Here is a 16613-nt window from a genome sequence, read left to right as displayed (position 1 = left end):
TAGACTTACCCGGAGTGCTGCGTCCCGTGTCCGGCTCCGGTCGGCGCCTCAGGCGGGACATCCAGCCGGATCCTTCGATCCAGGAGCGTCGCGCACCGTCGTAGGTGTCGCGGGCAGCCCACCACCACCCGTAGTCCCGGGAGCGGTCGGTGGGCCGTTCGTGTGCTGCACGTATGTGCCCAGACCAGGGGAGCGGCTGCCTGACACGTCCCTCGCGGGCCCGTCAGGAATTCCCCGGCTGCGGATGCGACCTCCCGTAACCCTGAGGCAGCCGAAAAGGAAAAGGAAGAGAAGTGGCGAACCAGTCCCGCCCCAAGGTCAAGAAGTCGCGTGCCCTCGGCATCGCGCTGACCCCGAAGGCCGTCAAGTACTTCGAGGCCCGCCCCTACCCGCCGGGTGAGCACGGCCGCGGCCGCAAGCAGAACTCGGACTACAAGGTCCGTCTGCTGGAGAAGCAGCGCCTGCGCGCGCAGTACGACCTCTCCGAGCGCCAGCTCGTCCGTGCCTACGAGCGTGCCTCCAAGACGTCGATGAAGACGGGCGAGGCCCTCGTCATCGAGCTCGAGCGCCGTCTCGACGCGCTGGTCCTGCGTTCGGGCATCGCCCGCACGATCTACCAGGCCCGCCAGATGGTCACCCACGGCCACATCCAGGTCAACGGCAAGAAGGTCGACAAGCCCTCCTTCCGCGTCCGCCCGGACGACGTCGTGGAGGTCCGCGAGCGCAGCAAGGAGAAGACCCTCTTCACGATCGCTCGTGAGGGCGGCTTCGCCCCCGACGGTGAGATCCCGCGCTACCTGCAGGTGAACCTCAAGGCCCTGGCGTTCCGCCTGGACCGCGAGCCGAACCGCAAGGAGATCCCGGTGATCTGCGACGAGCAGCTCGTCGTCGAGTACTACGCCCGCTGACCCCGGCAGGCACGCGGTACCTCAGCCCGCCGTCTCCCCGCCCTTCCGGGTGGGCGAGGCGGCGGGCTCGTGCGTGGGGGCACCCGCGGCCGCCGCAGCGCCCGGCCCGCGCGGCGCGGGCGGCCCGGGCCGCCGCAGCGCCCGGCGGACGGCCTCGTCCCGGCCGAGCCGCGTCCCCCTCCGCCGGCACTCCTCGTAGCGCTCGTCGCCGAGGTGCTCGCGGGCCCGCGCCTCGCACAGCACGTGCGGCGCGTTGTAGTGGGCCGAGCCGAACAGCGGCAGTCCCACCGACGGCCACATCCGGTCCGCCGCCCCCTGGAGCACCGCCGCCTCGGCCGCGTGCCCCTCCGCCGCCGTGACCAGCGCCAGCAGCTCCAGCGACAGCACGGCGCCGAGCAGGTCGCGGAAGGCGTGGGCGCCCTTCAGACAGTCCGTCAGCAGCTCCCGCGCCCCGTCCAGGTCGTCCTCGCTCCAGGCCGCGTACGCCAGGACGTAGAGGGCGTAGGTGCGGGCCCACCGCTCACCGTGGTCGTCGCAGATCCGGCGCACGTCCTCGCACAGCCGCACCGCCTCCGGCAGGTCGCCCTGGAAGGCGCGTGCCATCGCCAGCTCGACCTGGCTCATCAGGACATTGCTGTTGAGCTCGCCGATCTCCCCGTAGCGGTCCAGCGCCGAACGCAGCAGCGTCTCCGCGCGCGGCATGTCGTCCGTGACGAGGGCCAGACAGCCGGTGCGGTGCTCGGCGTACGCCAGCGCCTTGTCGCTCGCGAGCCGCTCCGCCTCCTCCCGGCACTCCTGGAGCGCCGCCAGCGCGGGCACCGTGTCGCCCTGCAGGATCGCCACGTAACCCAGCACCCACAGGGCCTTGAGCCGCGACTGCTCGTGGCCGGTGTCCAGCCGGACGGCCTGCTCCAGCCAGTGCCGCCCCTCCGACAGCCGCCCGCAGCCGACCCAGTAGAACCACAGCGAGCCCGCGAGGAACTGCCCCAGGTGCGCCTCCTCCGGCTCGGCCAGGGCCAGCTCCAGGGCACGGCGCAGATTCGGCAGCTCCGTCTCCACGCGCGCGGCGATCTCACCCTGCCGCGGCGAGAACCAGTCCAGCTCGCACCAGGTGGCCAGCCCCACGTACCAGTCCCGGTGCCGCCGCCCGACCCGGTCCGCGTCGCCCGTCGCCTCCAGCCATTCGGCGCCGTACGCGCGCACCGTGTCCAGCATCCGGTAACGCACCCCCGCCGCCGTCTCCTCGCGGGTCAGCACCGACTGCGCGAGCAGCGCGGACAGCACGTCGAGGACGTCACCGGCGGGCAGACCGTTCCCGCCGCACACGTACTCGGCGGCCTCCAGGTCGAACCGCCCCGCGAACACCGACAGCCGCGCCCACAGCAACCGCTCCTCGGCCGTGCACAGTTCGTGGCTCCAGCCGATCGCCGTACGCAGCGTGCGGTGCCGGGGCAGGGCGTCCCGGCAGCCGCCGGTCAACAGCCGGAACCGGTCGTCGAGCCGTTCCAGCAGCTGCCCCGGGGAGAGCGTCCCCAGCCGCCCCGCGGCCAGCTCGATCGCGAGCGGCAGCCCGTCCAGCCGCCGGCACAGCGCCCGCGCCTCACGGTCGTCCCCGGCGGACACCGCCTGCTGCCCCGCGCGCACCTCCAGCAGCGCCACCGCCTCCTCCTCGTCCAGCGGAGGCAGCGGGAACAGCGTCTCCCCGGCGACGGACAGGGCCCGCCGCCCCACGGCGAGCACCCGCAGACCCGGTGCCCGGCGCAGCAGCTCGGCCACCAGCGAGGCGCAGGCGTCCACCAGGTGCTCGAACCCGTCCAGCACCAGCAGGACCTCGCGCCCGGCGAGATGGGCGAGCAGCGTCTCGCACGGCGACCGGGTGGTGTGGTCCGTCAGCCCCATGGCCTCCACGACGGCGTGCTCCACGAACTCCGGGTCCCTGACCGGAGCCAGTTCCACCCGCCACGCCCCGTCCCGGGGCGCGCACCGGGCGGCGGCGCGGACGGCCAGACGGGACTTGCCGACCCCGCCGGCCCCGGTCACCGTCACCAGACGCGAGGCGCCGAGCGCCCGGGACAGCTCGGCCAGCTCCGCGGAGCGCCCCACGAAGGGGTCCGGCTCCAGGGGAAGATTGCCGTGCGCCGGCGTGGAATCGTGCCGAAGGTCCCGCATGGAATACGCAGCGTACTGAACCGTATGCACTCCGTACAATCGCCCCGGGCGACTCCACCGGCGCCGGACGGTAATCCGGTACGGAGTCCCGTCACCGGCGCGATAGGCTCGGTGACACGACTTTCTCGATGTTCAGGCACGTTTTCAGGGAGCGGGTGCACACAGTGTCCGGTGGAGAGGTGGCCGGAATCCTGGTGGCCGTCTTCTGGGCGATCCTGGTCTCCTTCCTCGCGGTGGCTCTCGCGAGACTGGCCCAGACGCTCAGGGCGACCACCAAGCTCGTGGCGGACGTGACCGACCAGGCCGTCCCGCTGCTGGCCGACGCCTCCGCGGCGGTGCGCTCCGCGCAGACCCAGATCGAGCGGGTCGACGCGATCGCCTCCGACGTCCAGGAGGTCACCTCCAACGCCTCCGCGCTGTCGACCACCGTGGCCTCCACCTTCGGCGGCCCGCTCGTCAAGGTCGCCGCCTTCGGCTACGGCGTCCGACGGGCCGTCAGCGGCCGCAAGGAGGACGCCGGGGCCAAGGCGCCGGCGCGCACCGTGATCGTGGGCCGCGCCGTCCCGGGCGCGCGGCGGGAGAAGCGCACCCGGGGAAAGAGGGACTGACCCGCGATGTTCCGTCGTACCTTCTGGTTCACCACCGGCGTCGCCGCCGGCGTGTGGGCCACCACCAAGGTGAACCGCAAGCTCAAGCAGCTGACGCCCGAGAGCCTCGCCGTGACCGCGGCGAACAAGGCGATCGAGGCCGGCGGCCGGCTCAGGGACCGCGCGGTGGACTTCGCGCTCGAGGTCCGCGACAACATGGCCCAGCGGGAGGCCGAACTGGGCGACGCGCTCGGGCTGAACGCCCCCGTCGACCGCGGGCTCCCGGCACCCCGGCACCACGCCGTCATCGAGAACCGCAACAGCCCCAAGTACGTCGCGGGCCCGGAGGCCGGGCCGACGTACAGGACGTACCCGTACAACCGGAATGAGGACCACTGATGGAGTCGGCCGAGATCCGCCGCCGCTGGCTGAGCTTCTTCGAGGAGCGCGGGCACACCGTCGTCCCGTCGGCGTCGCTCATCGCGGACGACCCGACTCTGCTGCTCGTCCCGGCCGGCATGGTGCCCTTCAAGCCCTACTTCCTGGGCGAGGTCAAGCCGCCCTTCGACCGTGCCACCAGCGTGCAGAAGTGCGTGCGCACGCCGGACATCGAGGAGGTCGGCAAGACCACCCGGCACGGCACGTTCTTCCAGATGTGCGGCAACTTCTCCTTCGGCGACTACTTCAAGGAAGGCGCCGTCAAGCTCGCCTGGGAGCTGCTCACCACGCCCCAGGACAAGGGCGGCTACGGCCTCGACCCCGAGCGCCTGTGGATCACCGTCTACCAGGACGACGACGAGGCCGAGCGGATCTGGCACGAGGTCGTCGGCGTGCCCAAGGAGCGCATCCAGCGCCTGGGCAAGAAGGACAACTTCTGGTCCATGGGCGTCCCCGGCCCCTGCGGTCCCTGCTCCGAGATCAACTACGACCGCGGCCCCGAGTTCGGCGCCGAGGGCGGCCCCGCCGTCAACGACGAGCGGTACGTGGAGATCTGGAACCTCGTCTTCATGCAGTACGAGCGGGGCGAGGGCACCGGCAAGGACGACTTCGAGATCCTCGGGGACCTGCCGAGCAAGAACATCGACACCGGCCTCGGCCTCGAGCGGCTCGCCATGATTCTGCAGGGCGTGCAGAACATGTACGAGATCGACACCTCCATGGCCGTGATCGACAAGGCCACCGAGCTGACCGGCGTCCGCTACGGCGACGCCCACGCCTCCGACGTCTCCCTGCGCGTGGTCACCGACCACATGCGCACCGCCACCATGCTCATCGGCGACGGCGTCACCCCGGGCAACGAGGGCCGCGGCTACGTGCTGCGCCGCATCATGCGCCGCGCCATCCGCAACATGCGCCTGCTCGGCGCCACCGGCCCGGTCGTCAAGGACCTGATCGACACCGTGATCGGCATGATGGGCCAGCAGTACCCCGAGCTCATCACCGACCGCGAGCGCATCGAGAAGGTCGCCCTCGCCGAGGAGAACGCCTTCCTCAAGACGCTGAAGGCCGGCACCAACATCCTCGACACCGCCGTGGCCGACACCAAGGCCGCGGGCGGCACCGTCCTGCCCGGCGACAAGGCCTTCCTGCTCCACGACACCTGGGGCTTCCCGATCGACCTCACCCTGGAGATGGCCGCCGAGCAGGGCCTGTCCGTGGACGAGGACGGCTTCCGCCGCCTGATGAAGGAGCAGCGGGAGCGCGCCAAGGCCGACGCCCAGGCCAAGAAGACCGGCCACGCCGACCTCGGCGCCTACCGCGAGATCGCCGACCGGGCCGGCGCCACCGACTTCATCGGCTACACCGACACCGAGGGCGAGTCGACGGTCGTCGGCATCCTCGTCGACGGCGTCTCCTCGCCGGCCGCCACCGAGGGCGACGAGGTCGAGATCGTCCTCGACCGCACCCCGTTCTACGCCGAGGGCGGCGGCCAGATCGGCGACACCGGCCGGATCAGGACCGACTCCGGTTCCGTGATCGAGGTGCGCGACTGCCAGAAGCCGGTGCCGGGCGTCTACGTCCACAAGGGCGTCGTCCAGGTCGGCGAGGTCACCGTCGGCGCCAAGGCCCACGCCTCGATCGACGCCAAGCGGCGCCACGCCATCGCCCGTGCCCACTCGGCCACCCACCTCACCCACCAGGCGCTGCGCGACGCCCTCGGCCCGACGGCCGCCCAGGCCGGCTCCGAGAACCAGCCCGGCCGCTTCCGCTTCGACTTCGGCTCCCCGTCCGCCGTGCCGCAGACGGTCATGCTCGACGTCGAGCAGAAGATCAACGAGGTGCTCGCCCGCGACCTCGACGTCCGGGCCGACATCATGGGCATCGACGAGGCCAGGAAGCAGGGCGCCATCGCCGAGTTCGGCGAGAAGTACGGCGAGCGCGTCCGCGTGGTCACCATCGGCGACTTCTCCAAGGAGCTGTGCGGCGGCACCCACGTGCACAACACCGCCCAGCTGGGCCTGGTGAAGCTGCTCGGCGAGTCCTCCATCGGTTCCGGCGTGCGCCGTATCGAGGCCCTGGTCGGCATGGACGCCTACAGCTTCCTCGCCCGCGAGCACACGGTCGTCAACCAGCTCACCGAGCTGCTCAAGGGCCGCTCGGAGGAACTGCCGGAGAAGGTCTCCGCCATGCTCGGCAGGCTGAAGGACGCCGAGAAGGAGATCGAGAAGTTCCGCGCGGAGAAGGTGCTCCAGGCCGCCGCCGGTCTCGCCGAGTCCGCCAAGGACGTCCGCGGCATCGCCGTCGTCACCGGCCGGGTCCCGGACGGCACCACCGCCGACGACCTGCGCAAGCTGGTCCTCGACGTGCGCGGCCGCATCCAGGGCGGCCGGGCCGCCGTGGTCGCCCTGTTCACCACGGTCAACGGCAAGCCCCTCACGGTCATCGCCACCAACGAGGCCGCCCGCGAGCGCGGCCTGAAGGCCGGTGACCTGGTGCGCACCGCCGCCAAGACCCTCGGCGGCGGCGGTGGCGGCAAGCCGGACGTCGCCCAGGGCGGTGGTCAGAACCCCGCCGCCATCGGCGAGGCCGTCGACGCCGTCGAGCGGCTCGTGGCGGACACCGCCAAGTGAGCGGTACGGAGGACGAGCAGGCGGGCGGCCCGGTGATGCGCCGCGGCCGCCGGCTCGCGATCGACGTCGGGGACGCCCGCATCGGGGTCGCCTCGTGCGACCCCGACGGGATCCTCGCCACCCCGGTCGAGACCGTCCCCGGCCGGGACGTCCCGGCCGCTCACCGCCGGCTGCGGCAGCTCGTCGAGGAGTACGAGCCGATCGAGGTCGTCGTCGGTCTCCCCCGCTCCCTCAAGGGGGGCGAGGGCCCCGCCGCCGCCAAGGTCCGCGGCTTCGCGCGGGAGCTGGCCCGCATGATCGCGCCCGTTCCGGTGAGACTCGTGGACGAACGCATGACGACGGTGACGGCGAGCCAGGGGCTGCGCGCCTCGGGCGTGAGGTCCCGGAAGGGACGTTCCGTCATCGACCAGGCGGCCGCCGTGGTCATCCTCCAGCAGGCGCTGGAATCCGAACGGGTGTCAGGCAAACCACCCGGCGAGGGCGTCGAAGTGGTCATCTGATCGCGATACGGTAACGTTCCGCGCGATGCGGCGGTGTTCGAACAGCCGCCGCACAGAGAGAGGCGGGACGGGAGCCGTGGTCTTCAGGTGGCCGGGGTGACCGCCGCCTCGCGGCTCTAGGGGATCGATGACTGAGTATGGCCGGGGCCAAGGCTCCGAACCGTGGCATCCGGACGACCCGTTGTACGGGGACGGCGGATGGGGAGGACAGCAGGCCCAGCAAGGTCAGCAGTTCCCCCACGACGGCCAGCCGCAGCACTATCCGCAGCAGCCGCAGGCGCAGCAGCAGTACGGCGACTGGGGCACCACCGAGCAGGACGGCTACGGGCAGCCGCAGCAGCAGTACCCCCAGTACGAGCAGCAGTACGGCCAGCAGTACGCCCCCCAGCAACAGCCGCAGCAGCAGTACGACACCGGCGGCTGGCACACCGGTGCCCACTCCCAGGATCCGTACGCCGCCGGCCCGACGGACCCGTACGGGCAGCAGACCGGGGCGTACGGCGGGGGGCAGGCCGACCACTACGGAACCCCCGACGCCTATCCGCCGCCCGAGCCGCCCGGCCGCCGGCGCGCCGAACCCGAACCGCGGACCGACTGGGAACCGGGCCCCGACGAGGGCGAGCACGCCTTCTTCGCGGGAGGCGGTGATGACGACGACCACAGCGACGACCACGGCGACGACGCGGGCGACCGCCGGGGGCGCGGTGAGCGGCGGGGCCGGGGCGGCAAGGAGAAGAAACGGCGCAACGGGACCGCCTGCCTGGTGGTGGTCCTGGTCCTCGGCGGCGGCATCGCCGGAATCGGATATTTCGGGTACCAGTTCTACCAGGATCGTTTCGGCAGCGCCCCGGACTTCGCGGGGGACGGCAACGGCGAGCAGGTGACCGTCACGATCCCCAAGGGTGCCGGCGGGTACGTCATCGGCCAGGAGCTCAAGAAGAAGGGCGTCGTCAAGAGCGTCGACGCCTTCGTCGCGGCTCAAGCGGGCAACCCCCAGGGCAAGAACATCCAGGACGGCGTCTACACGCTGGAGAAGGAGATGTCGGCCGAGAGCGCGGTCGCGCTCATGCTCAGCCCGAAGAGCCGCGACAACCTGATAATCGCCGAGGGTCGGCGCAACGCCGAGATCTACGAACTCATCGACAAGCGCCTCGAGGTCAAGGCGGGCACCACCGCCAGGATCGCCAAGGAGGACTGGGAGGAACTCGGCCTGCCGGACTGGGCGCAGGGCCACGAGGACGTCAAGGACCCGCTGGAGGGCTTCCTCTTCCCGTCCAGTTACGGCGTGTCCAAGGGGCAGAAGCCCGAGGACGTCCTCAAGCGCATGGTCGCCCAGGCCACCGCGACCTACGAGAAGCTCGGCGTCGAGAAGAAGGCCGAGAGCCTCGGCCTCGAGGACCCGTGGCAGCTGATCACCGTCGCCAGCCTCGTCCAGGCCGAGGGCACCAGCCACAGCGACTTCCGCAAGATGGCCGAGGTCATCTACAACCGCCTCGAACCGGGTAACACCGAGACCAACGGCATGCTGGAGTTCGACTCCACGTACAACTACATCAAGAACCAGAGCAAGATCGACCTGACCCTCGAAGAGCTCAGGAACTACGACAACCCGTACAACACGTACTACTACAAGGGCCTGCCGCCCGGACCGATCAGCAACCCCGGCGAGGACGCGATCAAGGGCGCGCTCAACCCGACGGACGAAGGCTGGTACTACTTCATCTCGCTCGACGGCAGGACGAGCGAGTTCACCAAGACCAACGCCGAGCACCAGAAGCTGGTCGACAAGTGGAACGCCTCGAGGAAGAACTGATGGCCGCACCCCGCCGCGCCGCCGTACTCGGCTCCCCGATCGCGCACTCCCTCTCTCCGGTGCTGCACCGCGCCGCCTACGCGGAGCTGGGCCTGGAGGGCTGGACGTACGACCGCTTCGAGGTCGACGAGAAGGCGCTGCCGGAGTTCTTCGGGACGCTCGGGTCCGAGTGGGCGGGGCTGTCGCTGACCATGCCCCTGAAGCGGGCCGTGATCCCGCTGCTGGACGGGATCAGCGACACCGCCGCCTCGGTCGACGCGGTGAACACCGTGGTCTTCGCCGAGGACGGCCGCCGGACCGGCGACAACACCGACATCCCCGGCATGGTCGCCGCCCTGCGCGAGCACGGCATTGACAAGGTGGAGACCGCCGCGATCCTCGGCGCGGGTGCCACCGCCTCCTCCGCGCTCGCCGCGCTCGCGCGGATCTGCACGGGCGAGGTCGTCGTCCACGTCCGCAGCGAGGCCCGCGCCGCCGAGATGCGGCAGTGGGCCGAGCGGCTCGACGTGACGGTGCGCACAGCCGACTGGGACGACGCCGAGCAGGCCCTGCACGCCCCGCTGGTCGTGAGCACCACCCCGGCCGGCGTCACGGACAGCCTCGCCCGGGCCGTCCCGGAACGCCCGGCGGCCCTCTTCGACGTGCTCTACGACCCGTGGCCGACCGTCCTCGCCGCCCGCTGGTCCGCGTACGGCGGTGCCGTGGTCGGCGGGCTCGACCTGCTGGTGCACCAGGCCGTGCTCCAGGTCGAGCAGATGACGGGACGGACGCCGGCCCCGCTGGAGGCCATGCGGAAAGCGGGCGAACGGGCCCTCGCCGCCCGCTAGGATCCACCTCCGGTTCCGCAGGGGGCGGAACGGGGGGAACGCGTTCCATGTCCGCAGCCGTGCCGCTGGCATCGTGGAAGTCCCAGATCTTCGAGTCCGCGCCGGGCTTCCTGCCCGACTGGATGCAGATCACGGTGCTGGCCCTGGTCGTGCTCGCCGTCGTGGCCTCCTGGGTCGTCAAGACCAAGCGCATGATCGCGCACCGGCGCGCCGTCCGCTCCGGGCAGCCGGTCCACGCGGCGGCCCGGTACGGGCGGGGGAGCGGAGCCGACCACCTGGGGCAGTACGCGCCGCAGCAGCAGGGCGGCGGGGCCGATCACCCCGGCCCGCACGCGCCCCGGCGGCAGGAGAGCGGAGCCGACTTCCTCGGCGCCCACGCGCCCCGGCAGCAGCGGCAGGGCGACGGCCCGGTCTGATTCCGCGGCCGTCCGGTCCGTGCGCCGCCCGTCCGCCTGATGGACCGGCGGCCGGGTACGCGGCCCGGACGTGGGAGGATCGGAGGTGGCGGACCGGGGCCGCGCACCCCGTCACGCCGCAGCCGTACGCGAGGAGACGCGTAAGCAGGCAGTACCGGGGCGCGAGCACGGAGGAGCACCGTTGAGCAGGTTGCGCTGGCTGACCGCGGGGGAGTCCCACGGTCCCGCACTCGTCGCGACGCTGGAGGGTCTTCCCGCCGGCGTGCCGATCAGCACGGAGATGGTGGCGGACCACCTGGCGAGGCGGCGGCTGGGCTACGGTCGCGGTGCCCGGATGAAGTTCGAGCAGGACGAGGTCACCTTCCTCGGCGGTGTCCGGCACGGCCTCACCCTCGGCTCCCCGGTCGCGATCATGGTGGGCAACACCGAGTGGCCGAAGTGGGAGCAGGTCATGGCGGCCGACCCGGTCGACCCGGAGGTGCTGGCCGGCCTGGCGCGCAACGCGCCGCTGACCCGTCCACGGCCCGGCCACGCCGACCTCGCCGGCATGCAGAAGTACGGCTTCGACGAGGCCCGTCCGGTGCTGGAGCGGGCGTCCGCGCGGGAGACCGCGGCCCGGGTGGCGCTGGGCGCGGTGGCCCGGTCGTACCTGAAGGAGACCGCCGGCATCGAGATCGTCAGCCACGTCGTCGAGCTGGCCGCGGCCAGGGCGCCGTACGGCGTCTACCCGACCCCGGCCGACGTGGAGCGGCTGGACGCCGACCCGGTGCGCTGCCTGGACGCGGACGCCTCCAAGGCGATGGTCGCGGAGATCGACCAGGCCCACAAGGACGGCGACACCCTCGGCGGCGTCGTGGAGGTGCTGGCCTACGGCGTGCCGGTGGGCCTCGGGTCGCACGTGCACTGGGACCGGCGCCTCGACGCCCGGCTGGCCGCCGCGCTCATGGGCATCCAGGCGATCAAGGGTGTCGAGGTCGGCGACGGCTTCGACCTGGCACGGGTGCCCGGCTCGAAGGCGCACGACGAGATCCTCGCCACCGACGAGGGCATCAAGCGCGCCTCGGGCCGCTCCGGCGGCACGGAGGGCGGGCTGTCCACCGGTGAGCTGCTGCGGGTGCGGGCGGCGATGAAGCCGATCGCGACGGTGCCGCGGGCGCTGCGGACCGTGGACGTCGCCACCGGCGAGGAGGCCGCGGCCCACCACCAGCGCTCCGACGTGTGCGCCGTGCCGGCCGCCGGCATCGTCGCCGAGGCGATGGTCGCCCTCGTCCTCGCGGACGCGGTCGCGGAGAAGTTCGGCGGCGACAGCGTCACCGAGACCCGCCGCAACGTGACGTCGTACCTCGAGAACCTGGCCGTCCGATGAGTTCACCGGTGATCGTGCTGGTCGGTCCGATGGGGGTCGGCAAGTCCACCGTCGGGCAGTTGCTGGCCGATCGGCTGGGCGTCGGCTACCGGGACACCGACGACGACATCGTCACCGCCGAGGGCCGCGGCATCGCCGACATCTTCGTCGACGAGGGCGAAGGCGCCTTCCGGGAGCTCGAGAAGCGGGCGGTGCGCACCGCGCTCACCGAACACGACGGCGTCCTGGCGCTGGGCGGCGGCGCGGTCCTCGACGCGGACACGCGCGCGCTGCTCGCCGGGCAGCGGGTCGTCTACCTGTCGATGGACGTCGAGGAGGCGGTCCGGCGCACCGGACTCAACGTCGCCCGGCCGCTGCTCGCGGTCAATCCGCGCAAGCAGTGGCGCGAGCTGATGGAGGCCCGCCGGCACCTGTACGAGGAGGTCGCCACGGCCGTCGTGCCCACGGACGGCCGCACCCCCGAAGAGGTCGCCGAAGCCGCCCTGAACGCACTGGAGTTGAAGGAAGCATGAGCAGCGAGGCAGTGACCCGGATCCACATCGGCGGCACGGCGGGCACCGAGCCCTACGACGTCCTGGTGGGCCGTCAGCTCCTCGGCGAGCTGGCCGGGCTGATCGGCGACAGGGCCAAGCGGGTGGCGATCGTGCACCCCGAGGCGCTGGCCGAGACCGGCGACGCGCTCCGCGCCGACCTGGCCGAGCAGGGCTACGAGGCGGTCGCCATCCAGGTGCCCAACGCGGAGGAGGCCAAGACCGCCGAGGTCGCGGCCTACTGCTGGAAGGCGCTCGGCCAGTCCGGCTTCACCCGCACCGACGTCATCGTCGGTGTGGGCGGCGGCGCTACCACCGACCTGGCCGGGTTCGTGGCCGCCACCTGGCTGCGCGGGGTGCGCTGGATCGCGATCCCGACCACCGTGCTGGCCATGGTGGACGCGGCCGTCGGCGGGAAGACCGGCATCAACACGGCCGAGGGCAAGAACCTGGTGGGCGCCTTCCACCCGCCCGCCGGCGTGCTGTGTGACCTGGCCGCGCTGGACTCCCTGCCGGTCAACGACTACGTCTCGGGGCTGGCGGAGGTCATCAAGGCCGGCTTCATCGCCGACCCGGTGATCCTGGACCTCATCGAGGCCGACCCGCAGGCCGCCCGCACCCCTGCCGGCCCGCACACCGCCGAGCTCATCGAGCGGTCCGTCCGGGTCAAGGCCGAGGTCGTCTCCTCCGACCTGAAGGAGTCGGGCCTCAGGGAGATCCTCAACTACGGTCACACGCTGGGCCACGCCATCGAGAAGAACGAGCGCTACAAGTGGCGTCACGGCGCGGCGGTGTCGGTGGGCATGCACTTCGCGGCCGAACTGGGCCGCCTGGCGGGCCGTCTCGACGACGCCACCGCGGACCGCCACCGCACGATCCTCGAATCGGTCGGTCTGCCGCTGCACTACCGCTACGACCAGTGGCCCAAGCTGCTGGAGACCATGAAGGTCGACAAGAAGTCCCGCGGCGACCTGCTGCGCTTCATCGTCCTCGACGGTCTCGCCAAGCCCACCGTGCTGGAGGGACCGGACCCGGCCGTCCTGCTCGCCGCGTACGGCGAGGTGGGGGAGTAGTCCCGGGGATCGGCGTCCGCCCGCCGCGCCGGGCCACCGGCCGGCCGCGCCGGGCACTCATCGCCGCCCCCGGCCGTTCACACAACAACGGCGGGGGGCGGTACCGTTCGGTAGCACGCGGGGTACCCCCCTGCTGTCAGCGCCCCATAGCCTGTACGAGACGGAGTGGCACCGGATGCAGCACGCAGTGGGTTCACCGCTGCCGCCGCCCCACCAGCCGGGGCACGGACCGGCCGTCGGCTGGTCACCGGCCGCACACCACCCGGGTCAGCACCCGGGAGCGCACCAGGGGCCCGCCCCCGTGCCCGTGCCGCCTCCGGCACCGGGCTACCCCGCGCCTCCGCCCGGGCCCGCCCCGTCCCCCGCGGGTCCCCGGCACGCCCCGGCGCCCCCGACGCCGGACACCACCGGCCATGTGCCGCTGCCGCCCGGCGGCCCCGTCGCCGTGCCCAGCGCCCCCCAGGCCGCCGTCCCCCCCGACCCGGCCGGCACGACCATCGCCGTGCTGCTCATCGGGCCCGCGGGCGCCGGGAAGACCAGCGTGGCCAAGTACTGGGCGGACCACCGCCGGGTCCCGACCGCGCACATCAGCCTCGACGACGTGCGCGAGTGGGTGCGCTCGGGCTTCGCCGACCCGCAGACGGGGTGGAACGACAACTCCGAGGCCCAGTACCGCCTGGCCCGCCGCACCTGCGGCTTCGCCGCCCGCAACTTCCTCGCCAACGGCATCTCGTGCATCCTCGACGACGCCGTCTTCCCCGACCGCCCGGTCGTCGGCCTGGGCGGCTGGAAGCGGCACGTGGGCCCCGGCCTGCTGCCGGTCGTCCTCCTGCCGGGCCTGGACATCGTCCTGGAGCGCAACGCGGAACGCTCCGGCAACCGCCGCCTCGGCGACGAGGAGGTCGCCCGCATCCACGGCCGCATGGCCGGCTGGTACGGCTCCGGGCTCCCGATCATCGACAACTCCCAGCTCGACATACCGGAGACGGCGAGGATCCTGGACGACGTCCTGGCCAGGTCGATCGCGAGCCCGCCGGCCTGGTGAGGCCGGGGCGCCGCCCCGGACCGCCGCCCCGGACCGCCGCCCCGGACCACCGGCCCGGTCGGCGCGGCGCGGGCGGCGACGCCCACTCGGACCTCCCGACCGGCGGTATCGGGCCACCGCTCATAGGCTCGGGTCATGTCAGAGGTGTACGCGGTCCGCCGGACGCGGGTACGGGAATGCTGCAACGCGGGCGGCAGCGCGGCGGCGCTGGTGTCCCGGCCCGCCAATGTGCGCTACCTCGCGGGTGCCGCCCCCGAGGGCGCCGTGCTGTTGCTGGGCAGGACCGAGGACGTGCTGGTGTGCGCCGGACCGCCCGACGACCGCTCCCCGCAGGCCCGGCCCGACGAGGCGCTGCGCGTGCACGTCGTGCCCCGGGCCGGCGGTGACGCCGCCGTCGCGGCGGCCGGGCTCGCCGCCGCCCAGGGCGCCGACTCCCTCGCGGTCGAGGAGCACCACCTCACCGTGGCCCGGCACCGCGCCATCCGCTCGGTCGCCTCCCGGCTGCGCCTGGCCGACGTCGGCTGCACGGTCGAGCAGCTCCGGGTGGTCAAGGACGAGGAGGAGATCTCCTGTCTGCGCATCGGCGCGGAGATCGCCGACCAGGCCCTCGGCGAGCTGCTGGAGTCCATCCTGGTCGGCCGCACCGAACGCCACCTCGCCCTGGAACTGGAGCGCCGCCTCGTCGACCACGGCGCCGACGGCCCCGCCTTCCCCACCTCCGTCGCCACCGGACCGCACGCCGGGCGGCCCGGTCACCGGCCCACCGACCGCCGCGTCGAGGAGGGCGACTTCCTCTCCGTCTGCCTGGGCGCCACCTACCGCGGCTACCGCTGCGAGATCGGCCGCACCTTCGTCATCGGCACGGCCCCCGCGGACTGGCAGATCGAGCTGTACGACCTCGTCTTCTCCGCCCAGCGCGCCGGACGGGAGTCCCTCGTACCGGGCGCCGCCTGCCGTGACGTGGACCGTGCGGCACGCCACGTGCTGGATTCCGCCGGGTACGCCGACGCCCTCCCCGCCCTCACGGGACACGGGGTCGGACTCGAAATCGACGAGGACCCTCGGCTGACCCCCGCGGCCATGGGTAAACTGGACGCTTGCGTGCCGGTCACTGTCGAACCGGGGGTCCACCTCCCGGGCCGGGGTGGTGTCCGGATCGATGACACGCTCGTCGTGCGCCCCGAGGCGGACGGCGGACCCGAGCTACTCACCATCACGACCAAGGAGCTGCTCGCGCTCTAGCCTCGCGCTGTGCGCCGCCCCGGGGTCGTCCACGTCAGTCCAGTCCAGGAGATTCCTCAACCGTGGCTTCCACGAACGACCTCAAGAACGGCATGGTGCTCAAGCTCGAAGGCGGCCAGCTCTGGTCCGTCGTCGAGTTCCAGCACGTCAAGCCCGGCAAGGGCCCGGCCTTCGTGCGCACCAAGCTCAAGAACGTGCTCTCCGGCAAGACCGTCGACAAGACCTTCAACGCCGGTGTCAAGGTCGAAACGGCCACCGTCGACAAGCGCGACATGCAGTTCTCCTACATGGACGGCGACTACTTCGTCTTCATGGACATGGAGACCTACGACCAGCTGCACATCGACCGCAAGGTCGTCGGCGACGCCGCCAACTTCCTCGTCGAGGGCTTCGAGGCCACCGTCGCCCAGCACGAGGGCGAGGTGCTCTTCGTCGAGCTGCCCGCCGCCGTGGAGCTGACCATCCAGGAGACCGAGCCGGGCGTCCAGGGCGACCGCTCCACCGGCGGCACCAAGCCCGCCACCCTGGAGACCGGCCACCAGATCCAGGTCCCGCTCTTCATCACCACCGGTGAGAAGATCAAGGTCGACACCCGCACCAGCGACTACCTCGGCCGGGTGAACAGCTAACCGTGGCCGCCCGCAACACGGCCCGCAAGCGCGCCTTCCAGATCCTCTTCGAGGGCGACCAGCGCGGCGCCGACGTCCTGACGGTCCTCGCGGACTGGATCCGGCACTCCCGGACCGACACCCGGCAGCCGCCGGTGAGCGAGTACACGATGCAGCTGGTCGAGGGCTACGCGGAGCACGCGCGGCGCATCGACGAGCTGATCTCCCAGTACTCGGTCGGCTGGACGCTCGACCGGATGCCGGTCGTCGACCGCAGCATCCTGCGTCTGGGCGCCTACGAGCTGATCTGGGTCGACGAGACCCCGGACGCCGTCGTCCTCGACGAGATGGTGCAGCTGGCGAAGGAGTTCTCCACGGACGAGTCGCCCTCGTTCGTCAACGGCCTGCTCGGCCGGCTCAAGGAGCTCAAGCCGTCGCTGCGCCGCGACGAGGTCTGA

16 protein-coding genes are annotated in these 16613 nt (G+C 72.2%); 15 read left to right on the top strand and 1 reads right to left on the bottom strand.

Going from position 1 to position 16613, the window contains the following annotated elements:
* The first annotated feature begins 293 nt into the window (after nucleotides 1-293).
* Nucleotides 294-908 carry a 30S ribosomal protein S4 gene (gene rpsD / locus FHS37_RS23035; protein ID WP_019523761.1) on the top strand — a complete coding sequence of 205 codons (615 nt, stop codon included), beginning with the start codon at nucleotides 294-296 and terminating at the stop codon, nucleotides 906-908.
* 21 nt (nucleotides 909-929) lie between these two features.
* Here rpsD and FHS37_RS23030 read toward each other — a convergent pair whose 3' ends face one another.
* On the bottom strand, nucleotides 930-3077 hold the full coding sequence (locus FHS37_RS23030; protein WP_184824330.1) for an ATP-binding protein: 2148 nt from the start codon (nucleotides 3075-3077) through the stop codon (nucleotides 930-932).
* Nucleotides 3078-3232: 155 nt separating this feature from the next.
* On the opposite strand from FHS37_RS23030, the gene FHS37_RS23025 reads away from it, so the two are divergent.
* The 14 genes from FHS37_RS23025 to nusB all read left to right on the top strand — a co-directional run bounded on the left by FHS37_RS23025 (nucleotide 3233) and on the right by nusB (nucleotide 16613).
* Nucleotides 3233-3685 carry a DUF948 domain-containing protein gene (locus tag FHS37_RS23025; RefSeq protein WP_184824328.1) on the top strand — a complete coding sequence of 151 codons (453 nt, stop codon included), beginning with the start codon at nucleotides 3233-3235 and terminating at the stop codon, nucleotides 3683-3685.
* Nucleotides 3686-3691: 6 nt separating this feature from the next.
* Nucleotides 3692-4063, top strand: coding sequence for a hypothetical protein (locus FHS37_RS23020; protein ID WP_184824326.1), 372 nt, complete (start codon nucleotides 3692-3694; stop codon nucleotides 4061-4063).
* A complete protein-coding gene (gene alaS / locus FHS37_RS23015) occupies nucleotides 4063-6735 on the top strand; it encodes an alanine--tRNA ligase (RefSeq protein ID WP_184824324.1) in 2673 nt (890 codons plus the stop codon). Before FHS37_RS23020 ends, alaS begins: the two co-directional genes overlap by 1 nt.
* A gap of 35 nt (nucleotides 6736-6770) precedes the next feature.
* Complete coding sequence (gene ruvX / locus FHS37_RS23010; RefSeq protein ID WP_184824857.1) at nucleotides 6771-7235, top strand: Holliday junction resolvase RuvX; 465 nt, start codon at nucleotides 6771-6773, stop codon at nucleotides 7233-7235.
* A 127-nt stretch (nucleotides 7236-7362) separates the two neighbouring features.
* Nucleotides 7363-9048, top strand: coding sequence for an endolytic transglycosylase MltG (gene mltG / locus FHS37_RS23005; RefSeq protein WP_184824322.1), 1686 nt, complete (start codon nucleotides 7363-7365; stop codon nucleotides 9046-9048).
* The gene (locus FHS37_RS23000) at nucleotides 9048-9875 is read left to right on the top strand and encodes a shikimate dehydrogenase (RefSeq protein WP_184824320.1); all 828 of its coding nucleotides are present in this window, start codon (nucleotides 9048-9050) and stop codon (nucleotides 9873-9875) included. The genes mltG and FHS37_RS23000 overlap by 1 nt, the downstream gene beginning before the upstream one ends.
* Nucleotides 9876-9922: 47 nt before the next feature.
* Nucleotides 9923-10291 (top strand): hypothetical protein, encoded by a 369-nt coding sequence (locus FHS37_RS22995; protein WP_184824318.1) that lies wholly within the window; start codon nucleotides 9923-9925, stop codon nucleotides 10289-10291.
* A 181-nt stretch (nucleotides 10292-10472) separates the two neighbouring features.
* On the top strand, nucleotides 10473-11657 hold the full coding sequence (aroC, locus tag FHS37_RS22990; protein WP_184824316.1) for a chorismate synthase: 1185 nt from the start codon (nucleotides 10473-10475) through the stop codon (nucleotides 11655-11657).
* A complete protein-coding gene (locus FHS37_RS22985; protein WP_184824314.1) occupies nucleotides 11654-12169 on the top strand; it encodes a shikimate kinase in 516 nt (171 codons plus the stop codon). Before aroC ends, FHS37_RS22985 begins: the two co-directional genes overlap by 4 nt.
* Nucleotides 12166-13260: a 3-dehydroquinate synthase gene (gene aroB / locus FHS37_RS22980; RefSeq protein ID WP_184824311.1), complete on the top strand. Its 1095-nt coding sequence runs from the start codon at nucleotides 12166-12168 to the stop codon at nucleotides 13258-13260. The genes FHS37_RS22985 and aroB overlap by 4 nt, the downstream gene beginning before the upstream one ends.
* Before the next feature lie 175 nt (nucleotides 13261-13435).
* Nucleotides 13436-14305: a Pro-rich N-terminal domain-containing protein gene (locus FHS37_RS22975; protein ID WP_184824309.1), complete on the top strand. Its 870-nt coding sequence runs from the start codon at nucleotides 13436-13438 to the stop codon at nucleotides 14303-14305.
* Nucleotides 14306-14440: 135 nt separating this feature from the next.
* The gene (locus tag FHS37_RS22970) at nucleotides 14441-15547 is read left to right on the top strand and encodes an aminopeptidase P family protein (RefSeq protein ID WP_184824307.1); all 1107 of its coding nucleotides are present in this window, start codon (nucleotides 14441-14443) and stop codon (nucleotides 15545-15547) included.
* A 62-nt stretch (nucleotides 15548-15609) separates the two neighbouring features.
* Entirely contained in the window at nucleotides 15610-16176 is a 567-nt protein-coding gene (gene efp / locus FHS37_RS22965) for an elongation factor P (protein WP_184824305.1), read from the top strand.
* 2 nt (nucleotides 16177-16178) lie between these two features.
* Nucleotides 16179-16613, top strand: coding sequence for a transcription antitermination factor NusB (gene nusB, locus FHS37_RS22960; RefSeq protein ID WP_184824303.1), 435 nt, complete (start codon nucleotides 16179-16181; stop codon nucleotides 16611-16613).

The organism is Streptomyces griseomycini, assembly GCF_014203535.1.
Lineage (GTDB): Bacteria > Actinomycetota > Actinomycetes > Streptomycetales > Streptomycetaceae > Streptomyces > Streptomyces griseomycini.
Note: the sequence above shows the minus strand (reverse complement) of the source record. Positions and strands in the feature narration are given on the sequence as shown.